The organism is Pseudomonas sp. LBUM1646, assembly GCF_059716165.1.
On sequence record NZ_CP166810.1, the window covers coordinates 1,559,785 to 1,573,844 of the forward strand.

At 61.3% G+C, this 14,060-nt stretch carries 12 protein-coding genes and 1 riboswitch; of the genes, 3 read left to right on the top strand and 9 right to left on the bottom strand.

Annotated elements, in window-relative coordinates; translation table 11 throughout:
* Nucleotides 1-15: 15 nt before the first annotated feature.
* The 6 genes from uca to ACA071_RS06935 form a co-directional block, all read right to left on the bottom strand.
* Entirely contained in the window at nt 16-3,654 is a 3,639-nt protein-coding gene (gene uca, locus ACA071_RS06910; protein ID WP_497643691.1) for an urea carboxylase, read from the bottom strand.
* A gap of 329 nt (nt 3,655-3,983) precedes the next feature.
* Entirely contained in the window at nt 3,984-4,625 is a 642-nt protein-coding gene (locus tag ACA071_RS06915) for an urea amidolyase associated protein UAAP2 (RefSeq protein WP_497643692.1), read from the bottom strand.
* Nucleotides 4,626-4,636: 11 nt separating this feature from the next.
* Complete coding sequence (locus tag ACA071_RS06920) at nt 4,637-5,362, bottom strand: urea amidolyase associated protein UAAP1 (protein ID WP_497643693.1); 726 nt, start codon at nt 5,360-5,362, stop codon at nt 4,637-4,639.
* A 13-nt stretch (nt 5,363-5,375) separates the two neighbouring features.
* Nucleotides 5,376-6,164 (bottom strand): ABC transporter ATP-binding protein, encoded by a 789-nt coding sequence (locus ACA071_RS06925; protein WP_497643694.1) that lies wholly within the window; start codon nt 6,162-6,164, stop codon nt 5,376-5,378.
* On the bottom strand, nt 6,161-6,976 hold the full coding sequence (locus ACA071_RS06930; RefSeq protein WP_497643695.1) for an ABC transporter permease: 816 nt from the start codon (nt 6,974-6,976) through the stop codon (nt 6,161-6,163). The genes ACA071_RS06925 and ACA071_RS06930 overlap by 4 nt, the downstream gene beginning before the upstream one ends.
* Before the next feature lie 17 nt (nt 6,977-6,993).
* The gene (locus ACA071_RS06935; protein ID WP_497643696.1) at nt 6,994-8,061 is read right to left on the bottom strand and encodes a putative urea ABC transporter substrate-binding protein; all 1,068 of its coding nucleotides are present in this window, start codon (nt 8,059-8,061) and stop codon (nt 6,994-6,996) included.
* Between the two features lie 63 nt (nt 8,062-8,124).
* Nucleotides 8,125-8,225: riboswitch (guanidine-I (ykkC/yxkD leader) on the bottom strand.
* 285 nt (nt 8,226-8,510) lie between these two features.
* Here ACA071_RS06935 and ACA071_RS06940 point away from each other — a divergent pair.
* Both ACA071_RS06940 and ACA071_RS06945 read left to right on the top strand, forming a co-directional pair.
* Nucleotides 8,511-8,765: a hypothetical protein gene (locus ACA071_RS06940; RefSeq protein ID WP_497643697.1), complete on the top strand. Its 255-nt coding sequence runs from the start codon at nt 8,511-8,513 to the stop codon at nt 8,763-8,765.
* Nucleotides 8,766-8,962: 197 nt separating this feature from the next.
* Nucleotides 8,963-9,373, top strand: a complete 411-nt coding sequence (locus ACA071_RS06945; protein WP_497643698.1) for a hypothetical protein — start codon at nt 8,963-8,965, stop codon at nt 9,371-9,373.
* Between the two features lie 65 nt (nt 9,374-9,438).
* On the opposite strand, the gene dspII is transcribed toward ACA071_RS06945, so the two are convergent.
* Entirely contained in the window at nt 9,439-10,551 is a 1,113-nt protein-coding gene (gene dspII, locus ACA071_RS06950) for an enoyl-CoA hydratase/isomerase DspII (RefSeq protein WP_497643699.1), read from the bottom strand.
* 132 nt (nt 10,552-10,683) lie between these two features.
* On the opposite strand from dspII, the gene ung reads away from it, so the two are divergent.
* The gene (gene ung, locus ACA071_RS06955) at nt 10,684-11,379 is read left to right on the top strand and encodes a uracil-DNA glycosylase (protein ID WP_497643700.1); all 696 of its coding nucleotides are present in this window, start codon (nt 10,684-10,686) and stop codon (nt 11,377-11,379) included.
* 130 nt (nt 11,380-11,509) lie between these two features.
* On the opposite strand, the gene ACA071_RS06960 is transcribed toward ung, so the two are convergent.
* On the bottom strand, nt 11,510-12,553 hold the full coding sequence (locus tag ACA071_RS06960; RefSeq protein WP_497643701.1) for an AbrB family transcriptional regulator: 1,044 nt from the start codon (nt 12,551-12,553) through the stop codon (nt 11,510-11,512).
* A complete protein-coding gene (locus tag ACA071_RS06965) occupies nt 12,546-14,060 on the bottom strand; it encodes a tripartite tricarboxylate transporter permease (protein WP_497643702.1) in 1,515 nt (504 codons plus the stop codon). The genes ACA071_RS06960 and ACA071_RS06965 overlap by 8 nt, the downstream gene beginning before the upstream one ends.

The following is a 14,060-nucleotide window of genomic DNA, read 5'->3' on the forward strand; positions in this document are numbered from 1 at the left end:
CTTTTCAAAATGAGTTCAGTCGAGGTCCAGCACCACGACCCGCTGCCCGGCGCGCACCGCCGAACCCGGTTGCACGAGAATCTTGCGCACCACCCCGGCCATCGGCGCCAGCAGCGGGATTTCCATCTTCATCGACTCCAGAATCACCAGCACATCCCCGGCCTCAACCCGTGTGCCGATTTCAACCTGAACCTGCCAGAGGTTGCCGGCAATGTGGCTGTCGACGCTCAGTTGACCACTGGCCAGCGGTGGGTCTTCGGTCGCTTCCGGGATCAATTCCTCACTGTCGAAATGCGCCTGGCCGCTGGCGATCCAGCGCTCGCGTTCGGCGTTGAATGCGCCCTTCTGCTGATCGCGAAACGCCGCGATACTCTCGGCTTCTTTCGCCAGAAACTCTTGGTAATCCGCCAGGTTCAACTGGCTGTGCTCGATGTTCAGCTCGAAGCGCCCGAGGGGGAAATCCCGGCGAATGCGCAGCAACTCATCGGCGCTCACCGGGTAGAAGCGAATCTGATCAAAGAACCTTAGCAGCCACGGTTTGCCGTCGAACGCCGCGACTTCGCGGTAGCGATTCCACATCTGCAAAGTGCGCCCGACAAACTGATAACCGCCGGGGCCTTCCATGCCGTAGACGCACATGTAGGCGCCGCCGATGCCCACCGAGTTCTCGGCGGTCCAGGTGCGAGCCGGGTTGTACTTGGTGGTCACCAGCCGATGGCGCGGGTCGAGCGGGGTGGCGACCGGGGCGCCGAGGTAGACGTCGCCGAGGCCCATCACCAGATAGCTGGCGTCGAACACCGTGCGCTGCACTTCGTCGAGGTTCGGCAGGTCGTTGATGCGACGGATGAACTCCAGATTGCTCGGGCACCACGGCGCGTCCTTGCGCACGGTGGTCATGTATTTCTCGATCGCCAATTGGCACGCCGGGTCGTCCCAGGACAGCGGCAGATGGACGATGCGCGACGGCACTTGCAGGTCCTTGGCGGCGCACACGGCGTCCCATTCACCGGCGACGATGCCGAGCAGGTCGGCGAGGGGGAGTTGCTCGGGTTGGTAGTGCACTTGCAGGGAACGGATGCCTGGGGTCAGGTCGATGACGCCGTGCAGGTCTTTGCTTTCCAGGGCTTGCATCAAGGCGTGGGCGCGGAAGCGCAGGACGAGGTCCAGTTCCGGGGCGCCGATTTCCAGCAGAAGGTGAGTATCCCCTGACAACCTGGCAACCAACCGCGTATCACCCAGACCGATATCCAACACAACAGGCGACACTACTTCCTGTGGGAGCGAGCTTGCTCGCGATAGCGGTGTGTCAGTCACAACATTGTTGGAGGTGCCGCCGCCATCACGAGCAAGCTCGCTCCCACAGGGATTCCATTCCAAGGCGAGGCTGCGGGCGGTCTTTAGATCGATCGGGAGGAACTGCACTTTGTCCCCAGCCTTCAACTGCCCTAACTGCCAAAGGTCCGCCTCGATCACCGTTACCGGGCACACAAACCCACCCAGGCTCGGCCCGTCCGGCCCAAGAATCACCGGCATATCCCCAGTGAAATCCACCGCCCCAATCGCATACGGATTGTCATGAATATTCGACGGATGCAGCCCGGCCTCGCCGCCGTCGGCCCGCACCCATTCCGGCTTCGGCCCGATCAACCGCACGCCGGTACGGCTGGAGTTGAAATGCACTTCCCACTGCGTTGCGAAGAAGGTGCCGATGTAGTTTTCGGTGAAGTATTCCGGCGCCCCGTGAGGGCCGTAAATCACTCGAATTTTGCGCAGTTCGGGCAACTCGGCGACAGGCTCCAGGCATTGCCCGGCGCTATGGTCACTTAAAACCGGCACATGCAACACATCCCCGGCCCGCAACGCTCGGCCGCCATGCCCACCAAACTGGCCGAGGGTGAAGGTGCTTTTGCTGCCCAGATAGTCCGGCACTTGCAGCCCGCCGCGCAGGCACAAATAGCTGCGTGCGCCGGCACCGGCGATGGTGCCGAGACTCAACGTAGCCCCTGCCGGAATCAACAATACGGTGTTCATCGGCACCACTTCACCGTTCAACGTCAGCGGAATCACCGCCCCCGTAACCGCCACCACCGCGTCGCAATTGAAACGCAGCAAAGGCCCGCTCATGGTGATTTCCAGTGCCGCAAAACCCTCGTCATTCCCCAGCAATCGGTTGCCCAAGCGCAACGCCCGACTGTCCATCGGCCCCGACGGCGGCACGCCCACCGCCCAGTAGCCGAGGCGACCGGGATAGTCCTGCACGCTGGTTTGCGTCCCGGCGCTCAACACTTCAAAGGTGTTCGCCTGATACACCAGACTTTCCAGGCACCGCGTCCACGGCTGACTACTGGCGAAGGGCGCGTCGAGCAAAATCTGCCGCAAATAATCGCGATTGGTTTCCACCCCGTACAGCAGGCTGTCGCCCAAGGCCTGATGCAGATCGGCAGCGGCTTGATCACGGGTTGGCGCCCAACTGATGACCTTGGCGATCATCGGGTCGAAGTACGGCGGGATCTCGCAACCGGCCTCGACCCAGGTGTCGATGCGCAGGTGCTTGCCGTCAGCAGCGGGGAAGTTCACTGCCGTAAGCAGCCCAGGACTTGGCTGGAAATCCCGACCCGGATCTTCGGCGTACAGCCGTGCCTGAATCGCATGGCCGTGCGCTTTCAAACCTTTACTTAACTCACGAAGCGGCGGCAAATCACCCGCCGCCAGTTCCACCATCCAACGCACCAGGTCCACGCCCCACACCTGTTCGGTGACGCCGTGCTCCACCTGCAACCTGGTATTCACTTCCAGAAAATAGAAGCGCTGGTCTTCACTGTCGAAGACAAATTCCACAGTCCCGGCGCTGCGGTAGTTAACCGCTTTCGCCAGTTTGATTGCCGCCGCACACAGCTCCTCAGCCATGCCCTCGGGCAGGTTCGGTGCCGGGGTTTCTTCGAGGACTTTCTGGTTGCGTCGCTGCACCGAGCAGTCGCGCACACCGAGGGCAATCACTTCGCCGCGACCGTCGCCAAATACCTGCACTTCCAGATGCCGGGCACGCTGGATGTACTTCTCGATGAACACCCCGGCGTCGCTGAAATTGTTCTGGCCGAGGCGTTTGACCGCTTCAAAGGATTCGCTCAACTCGGCCGCGCTGCGGCACACGCGCATGCCAATGCCGCCACCGCCGGCGGTGCTTTTGAGCATCACTGGATAGCCGACCTGTTCGCCGGCAATCAACGCCGTTTCGAGGCTGTCGAGCAACTCGGTGCCGACCAGCATCGGCACGCCGTGTTGCTTGGCCAAGGCGCGGGCGGTGTGCTTGAGGCCGAACACTCGCAGCTGCTCCGGCGTCGGCCCAATAAAGGCAATGCCGACCGCTTCACAAGCTTCGGCGAACCCGGCGTTTTCCGAGAGAAAACCATAGCCGGGATGGATCGCCGTGGCGCCAGTGGATTGGGCAATGGCGAGGATTTTATCCACCGCCAGATAGGTGCCGGCGGCTGCGCCTTCACCGAGGCTGTGGGCTTCATCGGCCTGCAGAATGTGCAGGCTCGCGGCATCGGCTTCGGAGTACACGGCGACGCCTTTGACCTGCAATTCACCCAAGGTGCGCAGGATGCGGCAGGCGATGGCGCCACGGTTGGCAATCAGGACTTTTTCGAACATGGCAAAACCCCCGGAGGCGATAACGCATCAGCCTCGACCTGGGATGCGGGCCGTCCCGCAGTTTTTCGAAAGGCACCCGGGCCGTCCCGGGCTGCTGAAGTTGATGCGCATTTTTGTAGCAGCTGCCGCCAGGCTGCGTTCGGCCGCGAAGCGGTCGCCCATTCAGACAGCTCGATCGTGCTGACAGAATGAGGTACCCGGATTTGCGAGCGCTTCGCCCTCGAACGCAGGCTTCGCCAGCTGCTATAAGGGACCTCGTTGCCTGGCCAGGCACTGGCCTGAGCGGGCCTGGCACAAGGCAAACAACCATTTACGCAACCGCGTCAATTTCAGTTCCATACCAGTAACTCCGCAGGTGTCGGGTTGTACGCATTGCACGGGTTGTTCAACTGCGGGCAGTTGGAGATCAACACGATCACGTCCATCTCCGCCCGCAGATCAACGTACTTGCCCGGCGCCGAAATCCCGTCCTCAAACGTCAACCCACCGTCCGCCGTGACCGGCACATTCATGAAGAAATTGATGTTCGGTCCGATGTCGCCCTTACCGAGTCGCCCGTCGTGCACGCAGGCCCGCAGGTAGTTGTCGCGACAGCTGTGCATGTAGCGTTTCTCCAACGCATAACGCACGGTGTTGCTCTCCTGGGCGCAGGCGCCGCCGAGGGTGTCGTGACGCCCGCAGGTGTCGGCGACGATGGTCAGCATCGGTTGGCCGAGGTTGGAATAGAGCACGCTGCCGGTGCTCAAATAGACGCTGTTCTGTCGGCGCAGGGTGCGTTGCACGTCGTAGCGTTCCTTCGGATTGGCGACGCTGTAGAACAAAGTATCGACCGCTTGATTGCCTTCCAGGTCGAGGATGCGCAAGGTCTGGCCGGCCTTGACCTCCATCAGCCAGGGTTCGCCAGCGGGGATGGTGGCGCGGTAGACCGCGGTTTCTGGCTGCATTTGAGTTGTGGCAATAGCGAGTGACATGGCAGCGATCCTCAGGCGAACAAACGGTCGGTGTTGATAAAGCCGCGCTCGTTTTCCGGGCGCGAGGTGCGGCAGTGTTCGGCGACGCTGGGGTCGGCGTTCATCCAGCTCAGCTTCAAGGGTTTTGGTGCATATTCGGGCGACGGATCCATCGGATGTTGCAGCGCGGTGAGCACCACCAGCGTGTCCATCGGCGCGTACAACTCGATGTAGTCGCCGGCCTTGGAATTGCCCTCGACGAAGTGGAAGCGCCCAGCCTCATCGACGTTCACCCGGCTGAACAAATTGAGGGTCATGAGCAAATCCGACAGGCCCAACCCCCACTTGCCCAGTTCCACCAACAGGTTGTCGGTGCCGTTGCGGAAGAAGCCGTTGCGCAGTTCCTGATAGCGGCCGGCGCCGTATTTTTCTGCGACTTCTTCAGCGCAGAGCACGCCACCGAGGCTATCGCTCCAGCCGCAAGTGTCGGCGGTGATTGCCGCCAGTACTCGGCCCATGTCCGAGTACAGGCAATGGCCCGCGGTGAGCTTGGCGGTGTGTTGGCATTTGAGGCTGTCGGGCAGGTTCAGGCGTTCGGTTTTTTCGTTGGCGTTGAGCAGTGTCAGGCTGACGTTGGCGCCGCCACCCAGGTCGGTCAGGCGCAGCAATTGGCCGCGTTTCAACACGAAGGAACGATGGCCGCCGCCGGGAAGCATTTCTTCGGCGAAGGGCGGGAACAGTTGGGTCGAATCAGTCATGGGCAAAATCCTCTTAAGCGGTACGAAGCGTGCCCGCCAGATGAGCCGGCAAGGCATCGACGGCGGCGCGTGTGGCGCGGCGGTCGCTGTTCAAAGGGATGTCGTAGGTGATGCGTGCGCCATAGGCGCCGGGGGCGTGCGGGTCGACGCGGACTTTGTCGAACACCAGCAGGCGGGTGCCGAGGCTGAAACCTTCGGACAGGTCATGGGTGACCATGAACACCGTCAGTTGCGTCTCGCGCCACAGCTCCAGCAGCAAGCCGTGCATGTCTTTGCGGATACCCGGATCGAGGGCGCCGAAGGGTTCGTCGAGCAGCAATACACGTGGTTTCATGATCAGCGCCTGGGCGATGGCCAACCGTTGCTGCATGCCGCCGGAGAGTTGCGCCGGGTACTTGTCGAGCGAGTGGCCGAGGCCGACCTTATTCAGCAGCACCGAGGCTTGTTCGCGGGCGTCTTTTTTCGCGCTGCCGAACAGGCGTCCGAGTAGCGGTGAGCGGGGCAGTTCGAGGCCGAGGGCGACGTTGTCCAGCACGGTTAAATGCGGGAACACCGAGTAGCGCTGGAACACCACGCCACGGCTCGAATCCGGTTCGCCGGCCAGGGCGTGGCCATCGAGCAGGATCTCGCCGCGACTGGCTTTTTCCTGGCCCAGCAGCAGGCGCAGGAAGGTCGATTTGCCGCAACCCGAAGCGCCGACCAACGTGCAGAATTCACCTTCGTTGACGGTCAGGTTCAGCCCTTCAAGAACAACCTGATCGGCGTATTGCTGCCAGACATTTTTCACCGTGATGAAGCTCATGCGCGGGCTCCTTCATACCAAGGAAACGCACGCTGAGTCAGGCGCTTGAGACCCCAATCCATCAGCCAGGCGAGCAGGGTGATCCAGACCACGTACGGCAGGATCACGTCCATCGCCAAATAGCGGCGCACCAGGAAAATCCGGTAGCCGAGTCCATCGGTAGAAGCGATGGCTTCGGCGGCGATCAGGAACAACCACGCCGAACCGAGCATCAGCCGCAGCGAGATCAGCAGGCGTGGCAGCAATTGCGGCAGCACCACTCGCAGCATCAAGGTCCAGGTCGAAGCGCCGAGGGTCTGGGCCTTGATCAGCAACTCGACGGGAATCTCCCGGGCGCGCTGTTCCAGATCGCGGGCCAGTGCCGGGGTGATGCCGATCACGATCAGCATCACTTTCGACAACTCGCCCAGGCCGAAGACGATGAACAGAATCGGTAGGATCGCCAGCGGCGGCACCATCGACAGCACCGTCAGCAACGGCGACAGCGGCGCGCCAAACAACGGCAACGTGCCGGCCGCCATGCCCAGGCACAACCCGGCCAACGCGCTGATGCCGAGGCCGATGGCCAGGCGTCGCAGGCTGGACGCGCTGTCTTGCCAGAGCAGGTAGTCACCGGTGCGGGTGTCGGCGGTGAAGGCCAGGCGTTTTACCGCATCGGTCATTTGCACGGCGCTCGGCAGCAGCTTGTCGTTGGGATTGTCCGTCAGCCGCTCGGCCGAGCCCATGAAGTAGGCGAACAGCACCAGGGCGAACGGCAGGATCACCAACAGCAAGCGACTCGGGCGATCCGGGTGGCGATTGATCAGGCGCATGGCCAGGTCCTCCAGTCTTACAACTTGGCGTCGGCAGCCATCTGCACGTAGCTCGGGTCGAAGCGCAGCTTGAGGTTGCCTTTGTCGCCGCTGGTCACGCCATTGGCGAACGCCATGCCGACGGCGCTGGTGTCCTTGGCGCCTTCACCCAGCAAGCCGTGCTGGAACGAGAACTCGGCGACCTTGCGCATGGTTTCCGGCAATTGCTTGCTGGTGGAAAACGCCAGGGCTTCCTTGGGGGTGGCGAACAATTTGGTGGTGTCGAGTTGCGACTGGAAACCCGCCAGGTCGGTGCCCGAGGCTTTGGCCATGTGTTCGAGGGCGGCTTTGCTGGCGGCGTTTTTCGCGTTCATCAACTCGACCACTTCGAACCAGGCGCCGGTGAGGGCTTTGCCCAGGGCCGGGTTGTCTTTGAGGGTGGCGCTGTTGACGACCATCATGTCCATGATTTCGCCGGGGATCTGGCTGGAGTTGAAGACTTCGGTCACACCGGGCTTGGCCTTGATGTCCGAGAGCATCGGGTTCCAGGTGGTGACGGCGTTGACCTGATCGGTGTTGAAGGCCGCCGAGATGTCAGCGTCGGAGGTGTTGACCACTTTCAGGTCTTTCTCGGTGAGGTCCACCGAATCCAGGGCGCGGGCCAGCAGGTAGTGGGAAACCGAGAGTTCGACCAGATTGACGTCCATGCCCTTGAGGTCGGTGATTTTCTTGCCTTCGCCCTTGAGCACGACGCCGTCGTTACCGTTTGAGAAGTCGCTGACGATCAGCGCGGTGCTGTCGACGCCACCGGCTGCGGGAATGGTCAGCGCGTCCATGTTGGTCATGGTGCAGCCATCGAATTGGCCGGCGGTGTATTGATTGATCGATTCGACGTAATCGTTGAGCTGCACCACATCAATCTTGATACCGTATTTCTTCGCCCATTTGTCGACGATGCCTTGGCTGCCGGCGTATTCCCAGGGCATCCAGCCGGCGTAGATGGTCCAGCAAACGCTGAAGTGGTCTTTCTGTGCGGCTTGGGACGAAACGCTCACGAGGGCTGCAAAAGCAGCGGCGAGCAGGGCGGGTAAACGAAGTCGGGTCATGGGATGGGTCTCCAGTTGATCTAAGGGCGGACAGGAAGGCAGCGGCACCGTAAACGGTGGCTTGTCTCCCGGGCTTTTGTCCCGCCGTGTAACCTCAACTGGAGGTCGCCAACTCTCGGACCAGCCACTCGCCTAAGCGAGCCGGAACCCTAGTCAGCCATTGCAAATTGTGGTGCCGCGAACCTGTGATGACTCCTGCACGCTTTTACTAAAGCGAGAGCCGTGCCAAGTCGGCCTGGAGGCGTCTGGCGTGGGCGCTTGGGGATTTTGGTGTACAGCAGGGAAAGGGTGGACTGCCTTGAGATGGTGCGTGAACGCACCGCAATGGGCCGTATCGGCCGCTGATCCGAAGGTTCTTGCCTGTGCGCACTCGGTGCCGGTTTTACAGTCAAAGCTGGTGTGAGTCGGGCCTGTGCCGACTGCTGTCGCGGGTCTTTCAGGAGGCCGCCATGGTTTATCAAAAACTGCTTCGTCGACTACTGCTGGGCGGGGTGTTGGGTTTGGGGCTGTCCGGTTGCTATTACTACGCCGGTGCGGGCACCGCCGATATTTATGCGGCCCCGTATTACTATCCCGGTTACTACTACTCGCCCTATTACTACGGCTATTCCTACCCTCGGTATTACGGTCGCTATCGCTACTATTACTACGGCAACCACGGACCGGGTTATTACCACGGTGGCGGCCGCTACGGTCGCCATTGATCAGCACGGCGCCTCCTTTGACGGAGGCGCCGTTTTTTATGGGAAAGATGAAGAACCTTTCATCGGCGACTTGTTTCAATGTGTTTCAAATGCGCACCAGATTCCGAAATCGATGTCTGATCTTCCGACAGTCGCCAACAATTGACTGTCGCCTGCCAGCGTCGCTGGTGTGGCTACTCGCGGTCCAGGAGGCCGCCATGTATCGCCGAATTCTTCTGCTGGTCGTGTTGAGTTTTTCCCTTGGTGCATGCGTTCCCTATTCCTACGGAGATGGAGGCAGCTACTACAGTTCTGAGGTCTACTCGTCCCCCGCGCCGGCTTACTACTCGGGCGGTGGCAGCTACTACTCGGCTCCACGCTATTACCAGCCTGCACCGCGTTACTACCAGCCGGCCCCGCGTTATTACTCGGCGCCGCGTTATTACCAGGCGCAGCCGCGCTACTACCAGTCCCACAACCGTGGCTGGCAAGGACATGACCGAGGCGGTTGGGATGGCCGCAATCGGGGCAACTGGAACAATGACCGAGGTGGTCGTGGTGGTCGAGGCGACCACCGAGGCGGGCGTGGCGATCACGACGGTCGCGATGGCCGAGGCAACCACCGCTGATTTTTCACAACAGGCAGCTACAAAAAAGCGGCGCATCAAGCGCCGCTTTTTTTTGTGCGCGGATTTCAGTAATCCGACAAATCCGCCAGCGGATGCCGACCTTCCCAGACCTTATGAAAATGCGCTTCCACCACCGCATCCGGCACATTATTGATGTCCGGCCAGTGCCAGTGCGGCTTCTGGTCCTTATCAATCAATCGCGCCCGCACCCCTTCGCTGAATTCGGGATGACGGCAGCAGTTGAGGCTTAGGGTGTATTCCATCTGAAAGACTTCAGCCAACGACAGATGCCGGGACCGGACGATTTGCTCCCAGACCAGATGAGCGGTCACCGGTGAACCCTCGGACATGGTCTTCGCGGCGCGGCTGAGCTGCGGGTCAGTGGAATTGCGCAGATGGCTGATGGCTTTCCAGGCGCAGCGCACATCGCTGACATCCAGCAGTTCGTCGATCTGCTGACGGCGCGGTAGCCATTGCGCTTCGGGCATCTGCGCGACGGCTTCTTGCTGCAACGCCTTGAGCAGGCTGTTGAGCTGCATCGACGTCTGTTCCTGCCAGTTCAATTGCAGCAAGCCTTCGACCAGTTCTTCTAGCTGTTCCTCCAGCAGGAAGCGATCCGCGAGATCCAGATCGATCGCATCCCGCGCGTTCATATGCGCGCCGGTCAGGCCGAGGAACAACCCGAGCTTGCCGGGCAGGCGCGACAGGAACCAACTGGCGCCGACGTCCGGGTACAAGCCGATGCTGATTTCCGGCATCGCCAGGCGACTGCTCGGCGTGACAATCCGGATACTCGCGCCTTGCAGCAAACCCATGCCGCCGCCGAGTACGTAGCCGTGGCCCCAGCAGATCAGCGGTTTGGGGTAAGTGTGGAGCTTGAAGTCCAGACGATATTCCGCGGCGAAGAATTGCGCGGCCAGGGGCGGCACTTCGCCGGGATGGTTGCGACAGGCTTCGACCAGGCTGCGCACTTCGCCGCCGGCGCAGAAAGCCTTGGCGCCGTTGCCGCGCAACAATACGCAGACGATTTGCGGATCCTTGGCCCAGGCGTCCATTTGGTCGCGCAGGGCGTTGATCATCGGCAAGGAGAGGGCATTCAGCGACTTTTCGGCATCCAGGCTGGCGATGCCGATGCGGGCGCCGTCGGTGCCGGTGAGTTCTTCGAAGTGCAAATTCATCGTGACCTCGATCAGGAATTTGAGCGTTCAGTATGATCGCAAAGTAGGAAAGTGCCGGATCTGCGTCAGATCAATTGACAAGCATGCCCAGCTTTCCTAGGGTTCGCCCCATTGTTTTTGCCGGGTATGACCATGACTGCTGACGACCGTATCAAACTCGAACCGAGCTGGAAGGAGGCACTGCGTGCTGAGTTCGACCAGCCCTACATGGCAGAGTTGCGCGCATTCCTGCAACAGGAGCGCGCGGCGGGCAAGGAAATCTATCCGCCAGGCCCGATGATCTTCAACGCCCTCAACTCTACGCCGCTGGACAAGGTCAAAGTCGTGATCCTCGGCCAGGACCCGTATCACGGCCCCGGTCAGGCCCATGGCCTGTGCTTCTCGGTGCAACCAGGCGTGCCGGCGCCGCCGTCACTGGTGAACATCTATAAAGAGTTGAAACGCGATCTGAACATCGACATCCCGAGCCACGGCTGCCTGCAAAGCTGGGCCGACCAGGGCGTGCTGATGATCAACACCACCATGACCGTCGAGCGCGCCAACGCCAATGCGCACAAGGACAAGGGCTGGCAGTTTTTCACCGATCGGATCATTGAAGTGGTCAGTGAACAGCAACCGCATCTGGTGTTCATGCTGTGGGGCGCCCATGCCCAGAGTAAGCAGAAACTGATCGATGCCACCAAGCACCTAGTGCTGACCTCGGTGCATCCGTCGCCACTGTCCGCTTATCGCGGATTTCTCGGTTGCGGGCACTTCAGCCGGACCAACAAGTTTCTGGAACAGAATGGCGAAACGCCAATTGAGTGGCGGTTGCCGCCGGTCGCGTAACGATCGTTCCCACGCTCTGTGTTGATGATCGTTCCCACGCTCCGCGTGGGAATGCAGCCCGGGACGCTCCGCGTCCCAAAGCGGACGCGGAGCGTCCATTGAGGCATTCCCACGCAGAGCGTGGGAATGATCAGGGTAGGGGGGACTCCGGCACCCGATTCCAATATTTGAACAACGGCTCCGCCAGAAACAACACAAACAACAATCGCATCACCTGCATCGCCGTCACCAGCGGCACCGACAATTGCAGCGTCTCCGCCGTCAGGCTCATCTCCGCAATCCCGCCGGGCATCATGCCCAACGTTAGTGAACGCAAATCCAGATGGGTCAATGCACTGAGCCCCAAGGCTGCCGCCGTGGCGATCAGCATGGTCAACGCCGTGCCCATCAACGTGCGCCCCATAAAGGACGGCGCCCGCCGGAAGAATTGCCGATTGAAGTGACACCCCAAGCCGCTGCCAATCAGCCATTGGCCGATCTGGCTGCCACCGTTGGGCAAACTGATATGCAGATCCCAACCAATGCTCACCGCCGCACTCACCAGCAACGGCCCGAACAGCCACGGATTGGGTTGGCGCAAACGCTGCCAGCCCCAGGCGAGCAGGGCGCCCGCCGGAAACAAGATCGCCAGCCAACGCCAATCAACGACTGAGGCATGACCGATCGGCGTACCGTCCCCCAGCAAATACTTGAACGCCGCCGGTACACACAGCACCACCACCAGCACCCGCAAACTCTGCCCCGCCGCGACCCGGCTGAGCACCGCCCCATTACGGGCACCGAGGTTGACCATCTCGCCGGAACCGCCCGGCATGCTGGAAAAAAACGCAGTCGCACGATCCTCCCCGGTACGCCGCATCAACCAGACCCCGACCACACTGGACAGGCTGGTGACCAGCGCACCGAAAAAGATCAAACCGAAGTGGCTCAGTACCTGTTCCATCACCACCGGGGTGAAGTGCAGGCCGATGCCGATGCCGACGATCCACTGGCCGCATTTACGCCCGCCAGGGATTTCCGCCAATTGCCACGGGGTGAGGCAGCGCACCAGGATGATCGCCAGCAACGAGCCGACCATCCACGGCAGCGGCCAGCCGATCTGGCTGGCGAGGTAACCGCCCAGCAGACCGACCAGCGGTGTTCCCCACCAGGTTTTGAAGGGGCGATCAGACATCGGCAATGGCGCGCCGGGAGGCCGAACGTTTGCGCCAGATCCGGATGATTGGCATCAGCAGCATGATTGCGGTCAGCACCCAGACACCAAACGTGATCGGGCTCGACCAGAGAATCTCCAGCGCACCGTTGGAAATCGACAGCGCACGCCGCAGGTTCTGCTCCATCAAGCCGCCGAGGATGAACCCCAGCAGGACCGGCGACAACGGGAAGTCCAGCTTGCGCAGGAGGTAGCCGAAGATACCGATACCGATCATCAGGAACAGGTCGAATGTGGTGGCGTGCACCGCGTAGACGCCGATCCCGGTAATGATCGCGATCACCGGCACCAGTGCCCAGTTCGGCACGGCAAGGATACGGGTGAAGATGCGGATCATTGGGATGTTGAGGATCACCAGCATGATGTTGGCGACGAACAACGAGGCGATCAGGCCCCAGACGATGTCCGGTTGTTGCTGGAACAGCAGCGGCCCTGGGGTGATGTTGTACAGCGACAGAGCGCCGATCATCACCGCCGTGGTGCCCGACCCTGGAACGCCGAGGGTCAGCATGGGTACCAGTGCACCGCACGCTGCGCCGCCGATGGCGGTTTCCGGCGCGGCGAGACCACGCATGTCGCCCTGGCCGAAGGTGCCTTTGGCACCGGCGATGCGTTTTTCAGTCATGTAGGCCACGGCGCTGGCCAGCGTCGCGCCGGCACCCGGCAACACGCCCATGATGAAGCCCAACACGCCGCAACGAATGTTCACTACGAACACCGCCGAGGCTTCCTTGAAGTTGAACATCATGCGGCCGGTGGCTTTGACCGCTTCCTGGCCGTGGTGGGTTTTCTCCAGCAGCAGGAGGATTTCACTGATGGAGAACAGGCCCAGCACCAACACGACGAACTGGATGCCGTCCGTCAGGTGGATATTGTCCCCGGTGAAGCGGTACACGCCGCTGTTGGCGTCGATGCCGACGGTCGACAGAAACAGACCGATCAGCGCCGCAATAAACGTTTTCAGCGGACGATCACCCGCCATACCACCCAGGCAGACAATCGCAAACACCATCAGTACGAAATATTCCGCCGGGCCGAAGGCAATCGCCCATTTCGCCAGCAGCGGGGCGAACAGCACCATGCCGCAAGTAGCGATGAACGCGCCAATGAACGAACTCCACGCCGACAACGACAGTGCTACACCGGCCAGGCCTTTGCGGGCCATCGGGTAACCGTCGAGGGTGGTCATGACGGTGGAGGCTTCGCCCGGAATGTTCAGCAGGATCGAGCTGATCCGGCCGCCGTATTCGCAACCCAGGTACACCGCCGCCAGCAGAATCAGTGCTGATTCCGGTGGCAGGCCAAGAGCGAATGCGATCGGGATTAGCAGTGCGACGCCGTTGATCGGGCCCAGGCCTGGCAGCAGGCCGACCACGGTGCCGATCAGGGTGCCGCACAGTGCAGTCACCAGGTTGTACGGGGTCAGTGCGACGCCAAATCCCTGCCCCAAATAGCCAAGAGTATCCAT

Excerpts from the sequence above, each read along its gene's own strand:
- uca (WP_497643691.1), bottom strand. The coding sequence starts at position 3,654 with ATGTTCGAAAAAGTCCTGATTGCCAACCGTGGCGCCATCGCCTGCCGC.
- ACA071_RS06915 (WP_497643692.1), bottom strand. The coding sequence starts at position 4,625 with ATGTCACTCGCTATTGCCACAACTCAAATGCAGCCAGAAACCGCGGTC.
- ACA071_RS06920 (WP_497643693.1), bottom strand. The coding sequence starts at position 5,362 with ATGACTGATTCGACCCAACTGTTCCCGCCCTTCGCCGAAGAAATGCTT.
- ACA071_RS06925 (WP_497643694.1), bottom strand. The coding sequence starts at position 6,164 with ATGAGCTTCATCACGGTGAAAAATGTCTGGCAGCAATACGCCGATCAG.
- ACA071_RS06930 (WP_497643695.1), bottom strand. The coding sequence starts at position 6,976 with ATGCGCCTGATCAATCGCCACCCGGATCGCCCGAGTCGCTTGCTGTTG.
- ACA071_RS06935 (WP_497643696.1), bottom strand. The coding sequence starts at position 8,061 with ATGACCCGACTTCGTTTACCCGCCCTGCTCGCCGCTGCTTTTGCAGCC.
- ACA071_RS06940 (WP_497643697.1), top strand. The coding sequence starts at position 8,511 with ATGGTTTATCAAAAACTGCTTCGTCGACTACTGCTGGGCGGGGTGTTG.
- ACA071_RS06945 (WP_497643698.1), top strand. The coding sequence starts at position 8,963 with ATGTATCGCCGAATTCTTCTGCTGGTCGTGTTGAGTTTTTCCCTTGGT.
- dspII (WP_497643699.1), bottom strand. The coding sequence starts at position 10,551 with ATGAATTTGCACTTCGAAGAACTCACCGGCACCGACGGCGCCCGCATC.
- ung (WP_497643700.1), top strand. The coding sequence starts at position 10,684 with ATGACTGCTGACGACCGTATCAAACTCGAACCGAGCTGGAAGGAGGCA.
- ACA071_RS06960 (WP_497643701.1), bottom strand. The coding sequence starts at position 12,553 with ATGTCTGATCGCCCCTTCAAAACCTGGTGGGGAACACCGCTGGTCGGT.
- ACA071_RS06965 (WP_497643702.1), bottom strand. The coding sequence starts at position 14,060 with ATGGATACTCTTGGCTATTTGGGGCAGGGATTTGGCGTCGCACTGACC.